The sequence below is a fragment of the Streptomyces sp. NPDC042371 genome (assembly GCF_056437465.1).
The window spans coordinates 76,016-96,185 of record NZ_JBWKAP010000009.1; the positions used below are offsets into that span (position 1 = coordinate 76,016).

Sequence of the window (20,170 nt, forward strand, 5' to 3'; positions counted from 1 at the left end):
GCTGTGACCTTGCCCTCTTCCGGTCGCTCTTGATCTCGAACGAGCGGACGGCTATTGCTTGCCGCAGGCATCGAACCGGTCACCAAGTCGGGCATCGCAGCAGATATCGCGGCAGCGGTGTGTCAGGCCGGGACGTCGGTGGAGGCCCGGGGCGGGGCGAGCGCCTTTCCAGTGACGTACTGCACGTACTCCCGCTGCAGCCGGAACCCCGCCGTCCAGGCCAGCAGGCGGCTGGGGCGGTTGTCCCGGCTGCAGGACCAGCTCGCTCTCCGGCCGCGTGCGGTGATGTCGGCGCACAGGGCGGTGACACAGGCGAGACCGAGGCGTTCGCGACGGCGCTCGGGCGTGGTGAGCACGGCCACGTCCTCGTACGTCTGTCCGGTGAAGTAGCCGCAGGCCACGGCGGCGACCTGGCCGTCCCGGTCCACCGCCGCCCAGCCGTGCCCGGACGCGGCGAGCCCCTCCGGCCCGCCCCAACTGTCATGGATCCACGCCGACTCCGGTGAGAGGGCGGCGAGCGCGGGCGCGTCCGAAGGCGTCAGGCGGCGCACGGTCACTCCCCGCGGCGTGCGCGGCGCGGGCACCGGTTCTCGATGCACGTACACCATGCGTTCGGCCGGTACGAGGCGGTCGAAGGCGGCGCCGAGCACCGGGAGGAAGCGGGCGGGCGCCTCGACGTGGCTGTGCGCGAAGGGAGCGAGCAGATCCGGCGCGACACTGCCGGGATCGCCGCGCAGGAGCACGTGGCCCGCGCACGAGACCGCCACGGCCCGCGGATCCAGGGCACGGTCGGCCCACCACCGGCCGATGCCGGTGGCGGCGACGTGCTCGGGCAGGGACGCGGGCCCGGGAGAGTCGGGAGCGAACCAGCGGGGCACGGCGGGCAGGTGGTGCGGGGGAAGTTGCATCATCAGACGCTCCTTCGGAGTGAGGCCTTCGAGTGAACCGGGTGCACCGGTCCGCGGGACCGTGGCCGGTGACCGGCTGCCTCGGCGCCGGGTTCCCGTTCTGCCCCACATCCAACTGGGCCGGGACCGTTCGCTCAAGAGCGCACCGGTGGTTTCGACGTTTCCCTGACGGCCGGGCGGGCTCCGGCGCCAGCAACGCGTCAGAGGGCTGCACCGTTCCGTCAACGTCTCGTCATGGAGGGTCGGTTGACACCCGGTGCCGGGCATAACGTCACCGTATGCCGTCGGCTTCCGACCGAACCCGCGGTGTCCCTTTCCTTCCCTGCTGTCCCCACCGGAGGAACCCATGGTCGAGCGTCTCTGCGACGAGGACCCCGAGCCCTGCGAACCCGGCCCGGCCGGACCACTGTTCGTCCCCGTCCGGCCGGGACCCGCGGGCTGCGTCGCCCGCCTGTTCCGCACACCGGTCGGCGGACGCACCGTCGTCGCCTTCACGACCCCACGCCGCCTGAGCGCGGCTCTCGGCCCCCGACAGGCGTGGATCAGGCTCTCCGAACCGGCGCTGCGGTCCCTCGCCGAGCCGCTCGGCGTCAGCGAGGTCACCGTCGACCCGCGGCTCGCCGCCCACCCCGTCGCCCCGCCGCGGGCGACCACCATCCGACAGGGCAGGTTCGCCCTGGTGGGTGCCCTGACCTCGCGGAACGGCTGAGGACGAAGTCGAGGCGAAGAGAGAAGCTGTCATGACCACACTGCACGTACCCCCGTTCCCGGCACCGGCCCCCGCCGCGCGCCCTGTCCCGGCCCCCGCCCCCGTCACCCCGCCCGACGCCGAACGGCCCGACGCCGAACTGTCCGTCTGGCCCACCACCACGGCACCGGCCCACGGCGACCTCACCGTCGGCGGTGTCCCGCTGACCGACATCGCCGAGCGCTTCGGCACCCCCGCGTACGTCATCGACGAGACCGACGTGCGCATCCGCTGCCGCACCTACCGGCAGGCCTTCCCGGACGCCGAAGTCCTCTACGCCGCCAAGGCGTTCCTGTGCCGCGCCATGGCGCACTGGATGGAGGAGGAGGGGCTGGGCCTCGACGTGTGCTCCGCCGGTGAACTGGAGCTCGCCGTCACCACGGGCTTCCCCGCGGAGCGCATCGTGCTGCACGGCAATGCGAAGAGCCCGCACGACCTGCGGGCCGCCCTCCGGCTCGGCGTGGGCCGGATCGTCATCGACAGCGCGTCGGAGATCGCCCGGCTTGCCGCGGCCGTGCCGCCGGGCAGCCGCCAGAAGGTGATGGTGCGGGTGGTGCCCGGCATCGCAGCCGGTGGACACGCCAAGATCCGCACGGGCACCGACGACCAGAAGTTCGGCCTCTCGCTCGCGGACGGCTCCGCCCAGCACGCGGTCGCCCGCATCCTGGGCCAGCCGACGCTCGAACTGGTGGGCCTGCACTGCCACCTCGGCTCGCAGATCACCACGGAGAAGCCCTTCCTCGCCGCGGTGCGCCGCATGGTCGGGCTGATGGCCCGCATCAAGGACCAGCACGGCCTCACGCTGCCCGAACTGGACCTCGGCGGCGGGCACGGCATCGCGTACCGACCCGGCGAGGACGCGCTCGACGTTCCCGCGCTCGCCCGCCGGGTGCGGGCCGAGCTGGTCGAGAGCTGTGCGGTGGCCGGTCTGCAGGTGCCCCGCCTGATCGTGGAGCCGGGGCGGGCCATCGCGGGCCCGGCGGGAGTGGCGCTCTACCGGGTCCTCGCGGTCAAGCGCACCGCCAGGCACACCTTCGTCGCCGTCGACGGCGGCATGAGCGACAACCCGCGTCCGGCCCTCTACGGCGTGCGCTACGTGCCCCGGCTGGTCGGACGGCGCTCCACGGCCGAGCCCGCCGCGGTGACCGTCGTCGGACGGCACTGCGAGGCCGGTGACATCCTCGCCTCGGACGTCCCGCTGCCCGGCGACGTACGGCCGGGGGACCTGCTCGGCGTCCCCGCCGCCGGGGCGTACCACCTGTCGATGGCCTCCGGGTACAACCTCGTCGGCCGCCCACCCGTCGTCGCCGTGGCCGACGGGCACGCCAGGCTGCTGGTCCGCCGGGAGTCGCTGGAGGACTTCCGGAGCAGGGACGTGGGTCTGTAGCGGCCCGCACCAGGAGAGGGGAGTGATGCGGCGGGCCGACCGCACCGTGCTGCGGGGCGTTCTCGACTGCCTTGTGTGGACACCTGTTTGGTGCCGGATCGCAAGGGCAGGCGAATGTCGTGCTTCGGACAGGAGGCGCGTTCGCGGGAGCGGTGTGTCTGCCCCTGGTGGATGCCTGATGCCGGGGCGCCCCGTTTCTCGCGGTCCATGTCGGCGCACCGTTGAGGAGCGAACTGATGCTCACGAACCTCACTGACCATTCCGCCCGCCGCCGCACGGCGGCCCGGCACTCCCACCACGACGCACCGGACACCGCCGAGGAGTTCGCCCGGCTCGCCGCCCTCGCGGACGGGCCGGAGCGGGAAGTCCTGTGCGAGGAGATCGTCGGGGCCTGGCTGCCCATGGCCCACCGGCTGGCCGCCCGCTACCGCAACAAGGGCGAGAGCCTGGAAGACCTGCGGCAGGTCGCCGCGATGGGCCTGGTCAAGGCCGTCAACCGGTACGAGCCCGGCCGCGGCGCCTTCGAGAGCTATGCCGTGCCCACCATCACCGGCGAACTGCGCAGGCACTTCCGCGACCGGATGTGGGACGTACGGGTCCCCCGGCGCGTCCAGGACCTGCGCAACAAGGTCCGTGTCGCGCGCCGCGAACTCCGCGACATGCCGGGCAGCGGACCCGAGCCCGCCACCGCCGACATCGCCGCGCACGCGGGGCTGACGGAGGACGAGGTGCGGGACGGCATGCAGGCCATGGAGGGTTACAGCGCCCTGTCGCTGGACGCCGAGATCTCGTCCGCCGACGCCGACGGGTTCAGCCTCGCCGACACCCTGGGGGCGCCCGACGCGGCGTACGACGTCATCACCGACCGGGAGGCGGCCAAGCGGGGGCTGCGGAAGCTGCCCGAGCGCGAGCGGACCATCCTGTACCTGCGCTACTTCGAGGACATGACGCAGAGCCGGATCGCGCAGGAGCTCGGCATCTCCCAGATGCACGTCTCGCGCCTGATCAGCCGCAGCTGTGCCCGGGTGCGCGCCGAGGCCGACCACGGGTCCCCGGCCGCCCGGGCGGCCTGACCCGGGCCCCGGCGCACGAGATGGCCCGGCCCGCCCACCGATCGGTGGGCGGGCCGGGCCATCTCGATGCGGGCCGTCGGCTCCGGAGTTACAGAATCGCGCCCGGCGTGTAGGCCGCGGCCTCCGGGTGCTCCTTCAGCAGGGCCTCGATCTGCCCGACGACCGTGGCGACCTGGTCGCTCGCCGCGCCGGTGAACGACAGCTTGTCGGCCATCAGCTCGTCCAACTGGGCGCGGTCCAGCGGGATCCGCTCGTCCGCGGCGAGCTTGTCGAGCAGTTCGTTGCGCTCGGCGCCCTGCTCGCGCATCGCGAGCGCGGAGGCGACCGCGTTCTCCTTGATGGCTTCGTGGGCCTCCTCGCGGCCGACGCCCGCGCGCACCGAGGCCATCAGGACCTTGGTGGTGGCGAGGAAGGGGAGGTAGCGGTCCAGCTCGCGCGCCACGACCGCCGGGAAGGCACCGAACTCGTCGAGCACGGTCAGGAAGGTCTCCAGGAGGCCGTCGAGCGCGAAGAACGCGTCGGGCAGGGCGACCCGTCGCACGACGGAGCAGGAGACGTCGCCCTCGTTCCACTGGTCGCCCGCCAGCTCGCCGGTCATCGAGGCATAGCCGCGCAGGACGACGGTGAGGCCGTTGACGCGCTCGCAGGAGCGGGTGTTCATCTTGTGCGGCATCGCGGACGAACCGACCTGGCCCGGCTTGAAGCCCTCGGTCACCAGCTCGTGGCCTGCCATCAGACGGATCGTCTTGGCCAGCGAGGAGGGCGCGGAGGCGACCTGCACCAGGGCGGTGACGACCTCGTAGTCGAGCGAGCGGGGGTAGACCTGGCCGACGGAGGTGAACGCGCTGTCGAAGCCGAGGTGCCCGGCGATGCGCTGCTCAAGGTCGGTCAGCTTGGCGGCGTCGCCACCGAGCAGGTCGAGCATGTCCTGGGCGGTGCCGACCGGGCCCTTGATGCCGCGCAGCGGGTAGCGGCCGAGCAGGTCGTCCAGGCGGCGGTAGGCGACGAGGAGCTCGTCGGCGCCGGTCGCGAAGCGCTTGCCCAGCGTCGTCGCCTGCGCGGCGACGTTGTGGGAGCGGCCCGCCATGACCAGCTCGCCGTACTCACCGGCGAGCTTGCCCAGCCGGGCGAGGACCGCGACGGTACGGGAACGGATCAGCTCCAGGGAGAGCCGGATCTGCAGCTGCTCCACGTTCTCGGTCAGGTCGCGCGAGGTCATGCCCTTGTGGACGTGCTCGTGCCCGGCGAGGGCGTTGAACTCCTCGATGCGGGCCTTCACGTCATGGCGCGTGACCTTCTCGCGCTCGGCGATCGAGGCCAGGTCGACCTGGTCGAGCACGCGCTCGTAGTCGGCGATGGCGGCGTCGGGAACCTCGATCCCGAGGTCCTTCTGGGCGCGCAGCACGGCGAGCCAGAGCTGACGCTCCAGCTTCACCTTCTGCTCGGGCGACCAGAGGGTGGCGAGCTCGGCGGAGGCATAACGTCCGGCGAGGACGTTCGGGATACGGGGCTTTGCGGGCGCGGCAGTCACGTGTACGGAGTTTACCGGGCGTCCCTACAGGCTCCGAACCATCCTCATGTGTAGGAACCTCCAGGTCAGAGACGCCTGGCCGGTCACTTCGGCGCCCGGGCCGCCCCGTGGGCGGCCCGGCACGCGACGGTCAGCCCTTCAGCGGGCCCCCGTTGATCGCGACGCGACGGCCGTAGCGGGTCAGCGGGTAGTAGTCGTACGTCGCATGGTGCTGGACACACCTGTTGTCCCAGAAGACCAGGGTGTTCGGGGCCCAGCGGACGCGGCAGGTCAGCATCGCGCGGTTCGGCACGAGGGCGAAGAGCATGTCGAGCACCGCACGGCTCTCGTCCTCCGACAGCTGCGGGATGCGGGAGGTGTACGCCTGGTTCACATAGAGGATCGGGCGGTCGGTCTCGGGGTGCCGGACCACGAGCGGGTGTTCGTTGACCGGGACCTCGTAGTTCGACGGCACGGTGTAGCCCCGGAAGCTCTGGTAGCCGTCGTGCACGGCGGTCAGGCCGTCGAGGAGGCCGCGCCAGGTGGGGGAGAGCATCTCGTAGGCCAGGTGCATGTTGGCGAAGAGCGTGTCGCCACCGCTCCCGCCTTCGGGCGTCTCGGTGATGTAGAGCATCGAACCGAGGGAGGGCTCGGCGTCCGCGGTGCCGTCCGCGTGCCAGGCGTTCCCCGCGACGTTCGCCGCCGCCGAGCTGGTCTTGATCTCCAGCACGTACGGGTCCCCCTCCGGCGGCGGGGGGTTGACCGGGCGCAGCTCACCGAAGTGCCCGGCGAGGCGCTTGTGCTGCTCGTCGGTGATCTCCTGGTCGCGGAAGACCAGGACGTGGTGGTCGAGGAAGGCAGTCTTGACTTCGGCCAGCTGCGTCTCGGACAGCTGTCCGAGGTCCACGCCGGAGACCTCGGCGCCGATGACGGGGGTCAGGGGAGCCACGGAGATCTCCCGGTACTCCCTCGGCGGCCTGGTCGTGATGGCTTCGAGGGCGTCAAGCTCGTACTGCTCCACAGGGTCCTCCTGGGGTTGCGGGGGGTCGGGGTGTCCGGGTGGTGCACAGGTGCCGGGGCCGTGGCGCGGCCCCGGGGTGACTGCGTGTCAGGGGCGGTGCGGTGCGGTGTGGCTCGCGATGTTGATCGCCTCCGCCACCGTTCCGGCGTGCGGCGGCCGGACAATGCCGTAGTGGTCCGTGGCCAGCACGCCCCACTCCAGCGTCTCCGGCAGCCGGGCACGCCAGCGGGCGCGCTGCTCAGCCGGGCTGCCGAGCGCGGGGAGCCCGGCGAACGGCCGCTCGGCCTGCCAGAGCCGGGTGGCGGTGGTGGCGATCCGGGGCACCTCGTGGGCGGCCATGCTGCGCAGGTTGGCCCGGCAGCAGCGGGCGAGCCGGTCGGCGTACGCACGGGCCTGCTGCCCCGCCGCACCGTCCCCCGCGATGCCGAGTTCGGCGGCGAACACCGCGCTGAGCTGGGTGTCGTCGTACCCCTCGAAGACCGTGCCGCTGCCGGGCGGCGGCGGGTCGACCAGGTGCAGCGAGCGGGCCGGGTGCCCGGCCGCCTCGGCCTCGGCCGCCATGTCGGCGGCGACCCAGGCCCCGAAGGACCAGCCCGCCAGGTGCCAGCGCCACGCCTCCCGGGGGAAGCGGGCCCGCAGCGCCGCCGCGTACCGCCGGGCGCGGTCGCGCAGCGTCCAGCCGGGCGGGGCTGCCTGCCGCAGGCCGGGGTCGGCGATCAGTACGACGGACAGGCCCGGGTCGAGCGCGGCGACCAGGGGACGGTAGGACTGGATGTCCCCGCCGACCGGGTGGATCAGGCACACCACGTCGGTGCCTGTGCCCTCCTGCCACACCTCCAGGGCGACCTCGTCGGTCTCGGTCTCCGTGTGGGTGTCCGCCGGGGCCGTCGGCTCGCCGCGCTGTTCGGCAAGCAGTTCCACGATCTCGGTGAGGCTGGCCCGGTGGCTGAAGGAGGCCAGGTCCAGCTCCACCCCGAAGTGCCGGTCGATCTTCTCGATGAGGTCCAGGAGGGTCAGCGAGTCGGCCCCCAGGTCGTACAGCGACGCGTCGGGAGCGAGGTCGTCGACGTCCAGCGCGGTCCGCGTCCATTCGGCCAGCAGCTCGCCGGGCGCCTGGCCCTCCTCCGCGGGCGCGCTGCTCTGACGCGGCGTGCCGGGCACCGGACCGGCGTAGAAGGCGCGGGACCGGTCGAGGTCCGTGGTGGACACGAGCACGTGCGGCAGCCGGAGTTCGAGCGCCCGCGCGAACGTACGCACTCCCTCGGCCGCGGTCAGGCCCACCTCCAGGTGCGCCTGGTGCCTGCTGTCGCTCCGCGGTCCGCGCACCGCCATGCCCGCCTCCCGCCACACGTCCCAGCCGATGCCGATCCGCGAGGTCCGCGCGGTCCGCCCCGTCCCGTCGCCGCCGTACTGGGCGAAGGCGTCGAGCAGGGCGTTGGTCGCCGCGTAGTCGTACTGGCCGACGCCGCCGAGCTGCGCCGACATGGAGGAGCAGTAGACCGCGACGTCCGGCAGGAACTGCTCGACGAGGAGTTCCACCAGCAGGGCGCCGCGCACCTTGGCGGCGTGCGCCACGTGTGCGGAGCCCGCCTCACGCAGGGACAGCAGACCGCCCGCAGGTACCCCGACGGCGTGCACCACGGAGGCCAGCGCCGCCGTGCGGGCGGCGATGAGGGCCGCCACTTCCTTCCGCGGTGTGACGGCGAGATCCGCCTCGACGAGATCGACGCGGTCCGCCCAGCGGGCCAGCTCCTCGGGCAGCCGCGGCCGCCGGGACAGCAGCAGCACACGTCCTTCGGTGTGCTGGAGCAGCCAGGCCGCGAGCCCGGTGCCGAGGCCGCCGGTGCCGCCCAGGATCAAGTGGTCGCCGTCCGCGGGAGCCGCCGCGGCCATCGCCGTCGCCCCCTCCGGAGCCGCCCCGCGCAGGGGCAGCATGACCTGCTCCCACCAGTAGCCCTCGCGCAGCGCCAGATGGCGCGGCGGTGGTGCGGAGGCCGACGCGACCAGCAGCGCCGACAGCTGCGGCGCCCAGCCGTCCGGGTCCTCGACGTCCACCCAGTGCCCGTCCGGGGCACCCTCCTGCGGCGCGACCTCGGTGACTCCGGCGAGCAGCGCCGCCTCCGGGCGGGTGACCGCGCCGAGCACAGGCCGGGCCCCGCACGACAGCCACCACGGCCGTACCGTCAGCTCCCGCGGCGCCCCTTGGAGGGCGCGGACCACGGCGGCGGGGGTGTCCAGGCAGGCCCAGACCGCCCGGTCGAGCGACTTGTCGCCGACCGACCCGTCGATGCCGAGCGGGAGCGTGTGCAGCCAGTCGACCTCCGCGCAGCCCTCCTCGGCGAGCGCGTGCAGGACGCGCCGCAACTGCTCGGGGTCGGCCGGGTCGGCCTCGAAACGGTCGCGCTCGGGGCGGGCGAAGTGTTCCGCCGCCCTGACCCACACCACGCGGCGGTGGCCCGCGGCGAGCACGGCCGGTGCGGCGCCGTCCGGCGGGCCGTCGGCGACGACGACCAACGTCCGCGCGCACGGCGCGACGGCGGGGCCCGCCGCGGCCCGCCGCAGCCGGGTCCACTGCGGCTGGTGCAGCCACTCCGTCTCGGGCAGCCGGACCGGTACGGCCACGACGTCGGACGCGGCATCCCCGCCGGTCGACGGGAGCGCCGGGGGCCGGGCGGCCGCGCGGGGCAGGTCGTAAGGAGAGAGGTCGAACGCCGGGGCGGGGAAGTCCCACGGCGGTTGCGCCGGGCCGTCCGGCCAGGCGAGCGCGCGGCCCGCCAGCCAGGCGTCGGCCAGCTCTGGCGCCGGGTGGCCCAGGGTCTCCAGGGCGGGACCGGGCACGGGCTCGGGCCGCGCCGCCGTAGCGGCCGCCGTGTGCAGCCAGGCGACCGCGGTCGCCGCGTCCGGGCAGACGGCGGCCGCACGCAGCGGGCCCTGCGGCCGCCCCGCCTGAAGGTGCCGGAGCGTACGGGCGTAGCTGTCGGGATGCCGGGTGAGGTGGTCGGCGACGCGTGCGGCGTCCGCGGCGAGTTGGGCCTCGCCGACACCCGAGAGCACGACGAGCGGCACGGCTTCGGAGCCCGTGACCTCCTCCGCGACCGGGACCGCGGACGGAGCCGCCGCCTCCACGATCACGTGCGCGTTGGTGCCGCCGATGCCGAAGCTGCTCACCGCGGCGACCCGCTCCCGGCCCTCCGGCCAGGGAAGCGCCTGCGTCGGTATGTAGAAGGGCGCCGGGGAGGGACCGATCTCCGGGTTGAGCGCGCGGAAGTCACGCGTCGGTGGAATCCGGCCGTGGTGGACCGCGAGCACCGCCCTGATCAGACCCACGGCTCCGGCGGCCGCGCCCAGATGGCCGATCTGACTCTTCACCGAGCTGAGGGCGCAATGGTCGGGCTCGTCCACCCCGAGGGCCTGGCGCAGCGCCCCTGCCTCCACCGGGTCGCCGAGCCGGGTGCCGGTGCCGTGTGCCTCGACGTACGCCACGTCGGAGCCCGCGCGGCCGCTGCGCGTCAGCGCGCTGCGGATCACCTCGCGCTGACCCGCCAGGGACGGGGCGCTGTAGCTGAGCTTGGCCGCGCCGTCGTTGTTCACCGCGGAGCCGCTGAGCACCGCGTAGACGGTGTCGCCGTCACGGCGCGCGCGGGCGAGCGGCTTGAGTACGAGCACCCCTGCGCCGCTGCCCCCGACGGTGCCGCCCGCGTCGTCGCTGAAGGGCCTGCAGTGGCCGTCGGGGGAGAAGATGTGCTGCGGACGGTAGCGGTATCCGTCGGACAGCTCCGGGTCGACGAGTACGCCGCCCGCGAGCATCACGTCGGCGTCGCCGAGCCGCAGCAGGGACGCCGCGAGGTGCACGGCGACGAGCGAGCTTGAGCACGCCGTCTGGCCCGCGAACGCAGGTCCGGTGAGCCCGAGGTGGAAGGCGACCTTGGTGGCGAAGAAGTCCTTCTCGTGGTGGAGGGCCAGCTGGAAGTCGTCGGGCAGCGCGTCGGGATCGGTGTCGCGGAGCATCGCCCGGAAGTAGGTGTTCTCGCCCGCGCCCGCGATCAGACCGGTCCGCAGCGCGCCGGGGTCGGCGATGCCCGCGTGGGCGAGCGCCTCGACGCAGGTCATGAGCAGTTGGCGCTGCTGCGGGTCCATCAGCCGGGCTTCCTGACGGCTGATGCCGAACCGTGCGGGGTCGAAGTCCAGCATCCCGTCCAGCTGGCTGCGCGCGCCGACCAGGCCGTCCGGCGCGTCGAAGTACTCGATGCCGCTCCGCCCGGAGACGACGAGGTCCCAGAAGGCCGCGAGGTCGGGTGCGCCGGGTGCGCGGACGGCCATCCCGACGACAGCGATGGGGTCGTCCGCCGCCCCGGTGGGGGAGTTGGTCGTACGCGTATCTGCCACCGGGTCCGTGCGCTGGCGTTCTGTGCGCTGGAGGAATCCCGCCAGCTCCCTGGGAGTGACGTGTTCGAAGAGGTCGGCGACGGTGAAGCGGAGGCCGAGCCCCGCGGTGCAGCGCAGGTGGAAGCGCATCAGGCCGAGGCTGGAGGCGCCCGCCGCGAAGTAGGTCTGGTCCGCCGCGATGGGCAGGCCGGTCACTTCCTCGAACACGGCGGCCAGTTGAGCCTCCCGTGCGGACGGCGGCGCTGTGGTGTTCCCGCTGGGGGCGCCCCCGAGGTCCAGGCCGGGTGCGCGCAGTGCGGCGGCCCGGTCTAGCTTGCCGCTCGGGGTGCGCGGCAGCCGTTCGAGGAGACGGAAGCGCTCCACGCGTATGTGCCCGGGGAGCAGCCCGGCCAGGTGCTCGCGCAGCTCCGCGGGCGTCGGCGCGTCGCCGCGGCACTGGAGGCAGGCGACCAGCGACGCCCCTTCGACGGCGACGACGGCGCCGAGGACGGCGTCGTGGCGCATCAGCGCGGCCTCGACCTGTCCCGGCTCCAGCCGGTGGCCGCTGAGCTTGATCTGGTCGTCCGCGCGGCCGAGGCAGTGCAGCAGACCGTCGTGGTCGAAGCGCGCACGGTCGCCGCTGCGGTAGAAGAGCCCGTCGCCCGGGAGCCGGACGAACCGTTCCCGGTTCAGCGGGGTCTCGCCCAGGTAGCACGGCTCGTCCGGCACGCCGCCGATGAGCAGTTCTCCGGCGCCGCCGGGAGGCATCGGGAGGTCCGCCTCGTCGACGACGCGCAGCACCGCGCCCGCCACCGGGTGCCCGATCGCCGGGCGGTCCGGCCAGTCGGCCGGATCGCCGTCCAGGCACAGGGCGCTGACGACGTGCGTCTCGGTCGGGCCGTAGTGGTTGAAAAGCCGTGAGCCGGGCATCTCGGCGAACCACCGGCGGATGGCGCCGGTGCAGACGAGCTGCTCGCCCGCGGTCACCACCTCGCGCAGCCGGGCGGGGTAACGGCCCAGGTGCACGGCGTGTTCGGCGAGCAACTGCAGGGCCACGTACGGCAGGAAGAGCCGTTCGACGCCCTCCGACTCCAGCTGGTCGAGCAGCGCGGGGACGTCCCGTCGCAGGGCGGGATCGATCAGCCGCAGACAGCCGCCGGTGCACAGGGTGCCGAAGATCTCCTGGAAGGAGACGTCGAAGGAGAGCATGGCGAACTGCTGGGTCAGCGCGGGCGCGCCCAGGCCGCCGGGGCCCGCCTGCCAGTGCACCAGGTTGCTCAGCGTGCGGTCGAAGACCCGCACACCCTTGGGTCGGCCCGTGGAGCCTGACGTGAAGAGCGTGTACAGCGGTCGGGTGCCGCGGTGTGCGGGCAGCACCGGCCCGCCGTCGGCGGCCTCGGTGTCGGAACCCGCGTCGGACAGCGTGACGTGCAGGCGGGGCGCGCCGCCGGGGTCCACGCCGTCGAACGCCGTCCCGTCGCCCGGCATGAGCAGCACGCACAGCGGGTCGGTCTGCTCCAGCACCTGCCGCAGCAGCGCCGCCGGGTAGGACGGGTCGAGCGGCACCGCCGTCAGGTTCAGCCGGGCCAGCGCGAGGAGCGCCACCACGTGCTCGACGGACGGTTCCAGGAACAGCGCGACGTGGCTCTGTTCGTCCGCGTCCGGCAGCCGCAGCGTGTTGGCGAGTTCCGCGGCGAGCGCGGCGGCGTGCCGGTCGAGCGCAGCGTAGGAGAGTGCGCCCGTCGCGGTCCGCAGCGCGGGCGCGTCCGGGGCCCGGGCCGCCTGGCGGGCGAAGCCCTCGGCGACTGTGGTCCACGGCAGCTCGGCGGAGGCGCCCCGGCCCGGCTCGGGCAGCGAGCCGCGGTACGGCGCGGCCAGCTCCGCCGGTGTGGTGTCTGGGGTGCCGGACAACGCGGTCAGGCCCTGCCGGAAGAGGGCGGCCAGGGCGGCTGCCTGGTCGGCGTCGAGGCGGTCGTCGGCGTACTCCCAGAGACACTCGAGGCCCTCGGGGCGGTCGACGACCGTCAGGGTCACCGGGCACTTGGCCTCCGCGGCCACCGGCCACAGCGGCCGCGCGGCGCATCCGGGCAGCGCGAGGGAGTCGTAGTCGGTGTTCTCCAGTACGAGGAGGAAGTCGAACGGCGCCTCGTCCGCGGCGCCGTGCGGGCGCGCGGTCAGGACGTCGGCGAGCGCCACATCCTGACGCCCCATCAACTCCCTTACGGCGGAGCCGGTCCGCGCCACCTCGTCCCGCACGGTCCCCCGCGGGTCCACGGACAGCGGAAGGAGCACGGTGTTGGCGAACATGCCGACGCTGTCCGAGAACTCCCGCACGGGCCGGTGCGCGACCGGCGCCGCCACGCGCAGCCGGGTCCGGCCGGTCACGCCGTACAGCGCCCAGGCGTAGACACCGGCCAGCAGCTCGAAGCGCGTCAGGCCGAGGTCGCCGCAGAGCCGGTCCAGAGCGGCGCGGCCCGACGCGTCGAGCGCGTCGCACAGCAGCCGTCCCCCGGCGTCGTGTCCTGGCCGGGGCAGCGGGAGCTCCTGCGCTCCGCCGGAGTCCGCGGCGTCGGCGGCGGTCGCGGCGTACAGAGCCGACAGCTCGTCGCGCTGTGCCGCGTACCCGGGGCTCGTGTGCCAATGGCGCTGCCAGTCGGCGAAGTCCAGCGGCGTGGGCGTCCCGTCGGACGAGGTCGGCACCGCGTCGCCGGAGACGGCCGCGGCGTACCCGGCCGACAGGTCGCGCAGCAGCACGTTGACTGACCAGCCGTCCACGGCGACGTGGTGCAGGTGCAGCAGCAGCGTCCCGCCGTCCTCCGACGGCAGCCAGCACGCGCGCAGCATCCTGGGGGACGACAGGTCGAAGGGCACGGCGAAGAAGGCGTCCTGCGGATCGTGCCCCGCGCCCTCGGGAGCCCCTGCGCCCGACGCGTCCGCGTCCGTCCACGGGTCGTACGCCTCGCCCACCCGCTGCCACAGCCCGTCAGCGGTCGCCGCGAAACCGGTCCGCAGCGCCGGGTGCCGCGCGACCAGCGCGGCGAGAGCCGAACGCAGCGCCTCCCGGCGCACCGGGCCCGTGACGGCGAAGGCGAGGCGGACGTCGTAGGCGCGGGAGTCCGGGGACCGCTGCTGCAGGAACCAGAGACGTTCCTGCTCGCCGGTGGCGGGGCCGGAAAGGGCCCCGGCCGCGGTGGCTTCGGGAAGCGCGGGCGCGCCGTCGCCACGGGCTTCGCGCACGGCGTCCGCGACACCGGCGAGATCGCCGTGCAGCACGCGGTGGGCCGGTACCTCGCAGCCCAGGCGGCGACGGATCCCGTACCGCAGCCGAAGTGCCTTCAACGAGTCGCCGCCGCACGCGATCCACCGGTCCTCGGGGCGGAGCCCCGGCACGCCCAGGATCTCGCCCGCGAGGTCGAGCACCACGCGCAGCGGTTCGTCCGCCGCCTGGGGGGCGACGGCCGCCGGGCGGCTCGCGGCCTCGGGGCGCCAGGGCGCGGCGCCGCTCGCGCGGAGCGCCGCCTCGTCGACCTTGCCGTTGGCGGTGAGGGGCAGCGCGGGGACGCGGTAGAGGTGGTGCGGGCGCATATAGCCGGGGAGTGCGGCAGCCAGATGTTCCTCGAACCCGGCCCAGGTCAGGGCAGGTTCGGCGACGAGGTAGGCGAGCAGCTCCGCCGGGCCGCCCCGCTCGTCCTTGTGGGCGCACACGTGCACCTGTCGCACGGCGGGGTGCTCGGCGATGTGCCGCTCCACCTCGCCGGGCTCGATGCGGAAGCCGCGGACCTTGACCTGCCGGTCGGCGCGGCCGACGTACGTCAGGTCGCCGTCGGCCGCGCGCCGCACTAGATCACCGGTGCGGTAGTACGCGGTGGCCGTGCCGTCCTCGCCGGGCAGCGTCACGAAGCGCCGGGCGGTCTCCGCGGGCAGGTTGCGGTACCCCGCTGCGACACCGGTCCCGGAAAGGAGCAGTTCGGCCTCTTCACCGGGCACGACCGGCCAGGTGGTGCCCGGCGCGACCAAGGTGATGCCGGTCTGCGGCAGCGGGCGCCCGAGGGGCACGACGGAGGCGTCGAAGTCCCGCGGGATCGGGTGGTGCAGCGCGAACGTCGTGCACTCGGTGGGGCCGTAGGCGTTGTGGACCCGGGTGCGGCTCCCGGCGGCGGCGTTGTGGCGGTACCAGCGACGCACGAGCGGCGCGTTGAGCTGTTCGCCGCCGACGAGCAGATCTGTCAGACCGGAGAAGCAGCCGGGCTCCGTGTCCACCACCGCGTTGAACAGCGACGTCGTGACGAAGGCGGTCTGGACACGTTCCCGGCGCAGCACCGAGGCAAGCCGTTCCGGGGACTGCACGTCCTCGTCGGCGAGGACGACACAGCAGCCGCCGGTCAGCAGCGGCACCCACACCTCGAAGCTGAGCGCGTCGAAGGCCGGGTTCGACAGGAAGGCGAAGCGGGCGCCCTGCGCGTCCGGCAGGAACTCCGGGTCGGCCAGGCGCAGGATGCCCGCGTCGCGGACCTCCACGCCCTTGGGGCGTCCCGTGGTCCCCGAGGTGTAGAAGACGAAGGAGATTGGCGCGGGCGCGGCGGGCGGCGGCCCGTCCGCCGCGCGGACCGGCGCGTCGAGCAGCGCGTCGGCCGCGAGCGCGGTGACCCCGGCGGGCAGGCCGGAGAGGAGAGCCGGGGCGGACGGGAACGTGCCGTCGTGCACCAGGAGCCGGGCGCCGGAGTCGTCGAGGATGTGCCCGATGCGGTCGGCGGGGCTCAGCCGGTCGGCGGGGACGACCTGGGCGCCGAGCCGGAGCACGCCCAGCATGACGCAGACGAGCTGCCACGACCGGGCGAGCCCCACGGCGACCGCGTCGCCGGGGCCGATCCCGCGTGCACGCAGTCCGGCCGCGACGGCGGCGGCCGACGCGTCGAGCACGGCGTGGCTCAGGGTCCGGTCGCCGTCGACGACGGCAGGGGCAGTGGGGGTCCGCAGGCTCTGTTCGTGTACCGCTTGGGCCAGGCCGACGGAACGGGATGAGGTGCGCATCAGTCCTCGGTCGTAGCGGTCGTAGCGGGTGCGGCGGGGTCGCCATCCGGCTGGGCGAGCCGGTCCGCGATCAGGTCGGCGATCCGGGGGATCCGCTCGCCCTCCAGGACGTCCCAGTGGCCGCCGTCGACCATCTCCACGGTGAGCCCGGCTCCGGCGCGGGCGCGCCAGAACTGTCGCAGCGCCTCGCCCGCCGCCACGGGGTCACCGCCCTCGGCGACCTCCGCCTCGGCGGCCTGTACGAGGAGCAGCGGGGCGTCCGAGGGCCCCGGCACGTAGTCGCGGGCAGCCTCCCGGTTGTGGTTGTAGATCCGGAAGTACCGGTCGATCTGCGCGTCGTCGATCCCGGGGTACATGCCGTTGAAGCGGACCAGCTTGTCGCGGAACTCGGCGGCGTCGACCGGCGCGAACCTCGCCCGCTCCACCGGGTCGTCCGTCCCGTGCGTGTCGAGCAGCACCACGGACACCCCGTGGTGCCCGGCCAGCGCGAGCTTCCGGCCCATCTCGTGGGCGACGAGTCCGCCGAAGGAGAGACCGCAGATGACCAGGGATTCGTCGGGCTTGGTCTGCAGCAGCGTCAGATAGTGCTCCGCCATCGCCTCGACCGTGCGCAGCGGCTCCTCGCCCGGGTCGATGCCCTGTGCCTGGATCCCCTGCACGTGGATGCCGTCCGGCAGGGCGCCCGCCAGCGGGAGGTAGCAGAAGGCGGTGCCGCCCGCCGGGTGGACGCAGACCACGCGGCGTCCGTCGTTCCGGCCCGCCCGGATCTCGACGAGGCCGTCGTCGGGCGTCACCGGTGTCTGCCCGCGCAGCCGTGCCGCGAGCCGTTCCACCGTCGGGTACTGGAGGACGTCGCGGGTCGACAGGGTCTGGCCGAACTCCTCCCGGATCAGATGCGCCACCTTGATGGCGGAGAGCGAGGTGCCGCCCACCGCGAAGAAGTCGTCGGTGATGCCGATGTCGCGGTGCAGCAGCACCTGCCGCCATATTCGGTACAGCGCCATCTCGACCCGGTCGCGCGGCGCCAGGGTGTTGACCTGGTCGGACCGCGACGCGCGGGCACGGTCGAGGACTTCCTTGCGGTCCAGCTTCCCGTTGCGGTTCAGCGGCAGCCGCGGGAACTCGGCGAAGAGCGACGGAATCATGTAGTCCGGCAGCCGTTCGGCGAGCGCCGCGCGCCACTGCGCGGGCGTGGAGTCAGGGGCCTCGCCCCGTCCGATGCCCGCGACCAGGCACAGCTCCCCGGTCTCGTCCCGGTCGGAGAGGACCGCGGCCTCCTGCACACCGGGCAGCTCGCGCAGGGCCGCCGCGACCTCGCCGGGCTCGATGCGGAACCCGCGCAGCTTGACCTGGTCGTCGGCCCGGCCGACGAACTCGTAGTTCCCGTCGGGCAGTCGGCGCGCCAGGTCACCCGTGCGGTAGACCCGCTCGCCCGGTACGAACGGGTCGGCGGGGAAGCGCTCCTCGGTCAGGTCGGGCCGGTTCAGATAGCCCTGTGTGACACCGGCCCCACCGATGTACACCTCGCCGACGACGCCGGGAGGCACCGGCTCGCGGCGCCGGTCGAGCAGATAGATACGGGTGTTGTCGACCGGCCGCCCGATCGGCGAGCGCCGGTCCAGGTCCCGCGGCTCGTTGTGGGTGATGCTGTAGACGGTGGTCTCGGTCGGCCCGTAGACGTAGCAGACTCGCAGACCCGGCAGGGTCGCGCGCAGTCGCCACAGCGCCTGCTCGGGCAACGGTTCGGCGCCGGTGGCCAGTTGCCGCAGCGAAAGACCGTCGAGGCGGGCGGCCGGGTCCTCGTCGATCCAGGTGATGTACGAGGCGGGCAGCCACGCGTGCGCGATCCGGTGCTCCCGCATCCAGTCGAGCAGCACCCCGGGGTCGCCGCGCACTTCGTCGGGTACGAGATGCAGCACGCCGCCGGTGGTCGGCGGGATGAACAGCTCGTGCACGGACGCGTCGAAGCCGATGCTGGCCCATGCCGAGGACGCCGCACCGGGCAGGGCGCCGTAGGCGGCGAGCCAGTTCTCCAGCAGGTTGGCAACGTTGCCATGGGTCGCGGCGACGCCCTTGGGGCGGCCGGTCGAGCCCGACGTGTAGATGACGTAGGCGAGCTGCGAGGGCGACGGCAGCTCCCAGGGCGCGTCGTCGCGGTCCCCCTCGGCCTCCACCTCCGCCAGCTCCTGCCACGGCCCCGGCGGGTCGGCGACATCACCGAGCACCAAGGTCGGCGCGGCCTCCTCGACGATGGCCCGGAGCCGCCCGTGGGGCTGGCCGGGGTCGAGCGGCAGGTACGCGGCGCCCACCTTCAGAACGCCCCAGATGCCGACGACCAGCTCCGCCGTACGGCCGCAGTGCAGACCGACGACCTGACCGGGACGCACACCACGGGCGTACAGGGCGTGCGCGAGCCGATTGGCCCGCCGGTCCAGCTCCGCGTAGCTCAGTTGCGTACCGCCGCAGACCAGCGCCGGCTCGTCGGGCCGCAGCCGCACCTGCTCGGCGAAGCGCTCGACGGGCCCGGCCACCGGGCCGGAGGCGACCCGCCCCCGCCCCTCCGCGAGGAGTTCCGCGCGCTCGTCCGCGTCCAGCAGCGCGTACCCGGTGATCTCGCGCTCGGGGTGCCGGGCCAACTGCTCGAGCACGCGCGTGAAGTACCGGCCGAACCGCTCGGCCGTGTCGTGGTTGAACAGCGCGCGGGCGTAGTCGAGGTGCCCGACGACTCCGCCGTCCTCCTCGTTCAGCGACAGCGTGAGGTCGAACTTCGCGGGGGCGTGCGGGATGTCGAGGGGCTCGACCCGGGCGCCGGGCAGTTGGAGCTGGTCCTGGCGGGTGGCGCCCCACGCGAGCATCGTCTGGAACAGCGGGCTGTGGGAGAGGTCGCGGCGCGGGTTGACCGCGCTCACCACCCGCTCGAAGGGCAGGTCCTGGTGGTCGAGCGCTCCGCGCAGCGCCGCACGCACGCGACCGAGCGCCTCGGCACCGGTCGGATCGCCGGACAGATCGGTGCGCAGCGCGAGGGAGTTGACGTAGAAGCCGATCAGCTGCGCGTCCTCAGGACGGCGACGGCCCGCGACCGGAATCCCGACGACCGTGTCCGCCTCCCCGGAGAGCAGCCCGAGGAGGACGTGCCAGCCGGTGAGGACGGCGGTGAAGAGGGTGCCGCGCTCGGCGCGGGCGGCGGCGCGCAGCGCGTCCGTGAGCCCGGGGGAGAGGCGGACGGGGACCCGGCCGCCCGAGTGGTCCTGGAGCAGCGGACGCGGCCGGTCGGTCGGGAGCGGGAGCAGCGCGGGGGCGCCTTCCAACTGCTCCCGCCAGTAAGCGGTCTGCGCGGCGGCCTCCTCGCCCTCGACCCACGCGTGCTGCCGCGCCGCGTGGTCGGCGAACTGCGCGGGCAGCGGCGGCAACGGGTCCTGCTCGCCGCGCAGCAGGGCGGTGTAGACCGTGCTCAGCTCCGGCAGCATGATCTCCATCGACCGTCCGTCGAAGATGGAGTGATGCATCGTCAGCAGCAGGGCGTGCCGGTCCGGCGCGAGCGTGAGGAGGCGTCCCCGGGCGAGCGGCCCGGCGCCGAGGTCGAAGGGGGTCTCGCACTCCTCGCGCTGCCGGGCGACGAGGACCTCCTCGGCGTCAGGCCGGTCGGACAGATCCTCCGAGTGCAGCGCGAACCCGGCCCCGGGCGGCGCGACTTCCTGCCGCGCCTCGCCCTCCACCGCGACGAAACGGGTGCGCAGCGTCTCGTGCCGCGCGGCCACGGCGTCGAGGGCCCGTCCGAGCAGCGCCCGGTCCAGGTCGCCCTCGATGAGGTAGGCCATCTGCTCGTTGTACGCCGAGTGGGAGCCCTCGGCCTGCTCCAGCGCCCACAGGCGCTGCTGGCCGAAGGACGAGAGCGGCCGCGCACCGGACTCCGGTGCGCAGGAGGACACGGGGTGGGGGGTGTGTATCGCCGTCAAGGAGCGGTCCTTCTGCCGTGAGGTGGACGATCGACGCCGACGGAAGCCGCCGTGTGCGGCATTGCCGCCGCGGGCGGGTGGAGTGGAGAGTGCCGGGACGGCGTGGGCGGCGTGGGCGAATCGCGGACTGTCGTCAGGCCTGGTCAGAGGGTCAAGGGTCCGGCCAGCCAC

At 73.9% G+C, this 20,170-nt stretch carries 8 protein-coding genes; 3 read left to right on the forward strand and 5 right to left on the reverse strand.

Going from position 1 to position 20,170, the window contains the following annotated elements; genetic code table 11:
• Positions 1-122: 122 nt before the first annotated feature.
• Positions 123-911 (reverse strand): GNAT family N-acetyltransferase, encoded by a 789-nt coding sequence (locus tag AC068B_RS27035; RefSeq protein ID WP_478674236.1) that lies wholly within the window; start codon positions 909-911, stop codon positions 123-125.
• Positions 912-1,254: 343 nt separating this feature from the next.
• On the opposite strand from AC068B_RS27035, the gene AC068B_RS27040 reads away from it, so the two are divergent.
• From AC068B_RS27040 to AC068B_RS27050, 3 genes are all read left to right on the forward strand, one after another.
• Positions 1,255-1,617, forward strand: coding sequence for an SAV_915 family protein (locus AC068B_RS27040; RefSeq protein ID WP_478674237.1), 363 nt, complete (start codon positions 1,255-1,257; stop codon positions 1,615-1,617).
• Between the two features lie 31 nt (positions 1,618-1,648).
• Positions 1,649-3,043, forward strand: a complete 1,395-nt coding sequence (lysA, locus tag AC068B_RS27045; protein ID WP_478674238.1) for a diaminopimelate decarboxylase — start codon at positions 1,649-1,651, stop codon at positions 3,041-3,043.
• 236 nt (positions 3,044-3,279) lie between these two features.
• Positions 3,280-4,116 (forward strand): SigB/SigF/SigG family RNA polymerase sigma factor, encoded by an 837-nt coding sequence (locus AC068B_RS27050; RefSeq protein ID WP_478674239.1) that lies wholly within the window; start codon positions 3,280-3,282, stop codon positions 4,114-4,116.
• Positions 4,117-4,204: 88 nt separating this feature from the next.
• Here the strand turns inward: AC068B_RS27050 and purB are convergent, their stop codons facing one another.
• From purB to AC068B_RS27070, 4 genes are all read right to left on the reverse strand, one after another.
• Complete coding sequence (purB, locus tag AC068B_RS27055) at positions 4,205-5,647, reverse strand: adenylosuccinate lyase (protein ID WP_478674240.1); 1,443 nt, start codon at positions 5,645-5,647, stop codon at positions 4,205-4,207.
• 130 nt (positions 5,648-5,777) lie between these two features.
• On the reverse strand, positions 5,778-6,647 hold the full coding sequence (locus AC068B_RS27060; RefSeq protein WP_468566924.1) for a TauD/TfdA dioxygenase family protein: 870 nt from the start codon (positions 6,645-6,647) through the stop codon (positions 5,778-5,780).
• Positions 6,648-6,734: 87 nt separating this feature from the next.
• A complete protein-coding gene (locus AC068B_RS27065; protein ID WP_478674241.1) occupies positions 6,735-16,043 on the reverse strand; it encodes an amino acid adenylation domain-containing protein in 9,309 nt (3,102 codons plus the stop codon).
• Complete coding sequence (locus tag AC068B_RS27070) at positions 16,043-19,999, reverse strand: non-ribosomal peptide synthetase (RefSeq protein WP_478674242.1); 3,957 nt, start codon at positions 19,997-19,999, stop codon at positions 16,043-16,045. The genes AC068B_RS27065 and AC068B_RS27070 overlap by 1 nt, the downstream gene beginning before the upstream one ends.
• Between the last annotated feature and the right edge of the window lie 171 nt (positions 20,000-20,170).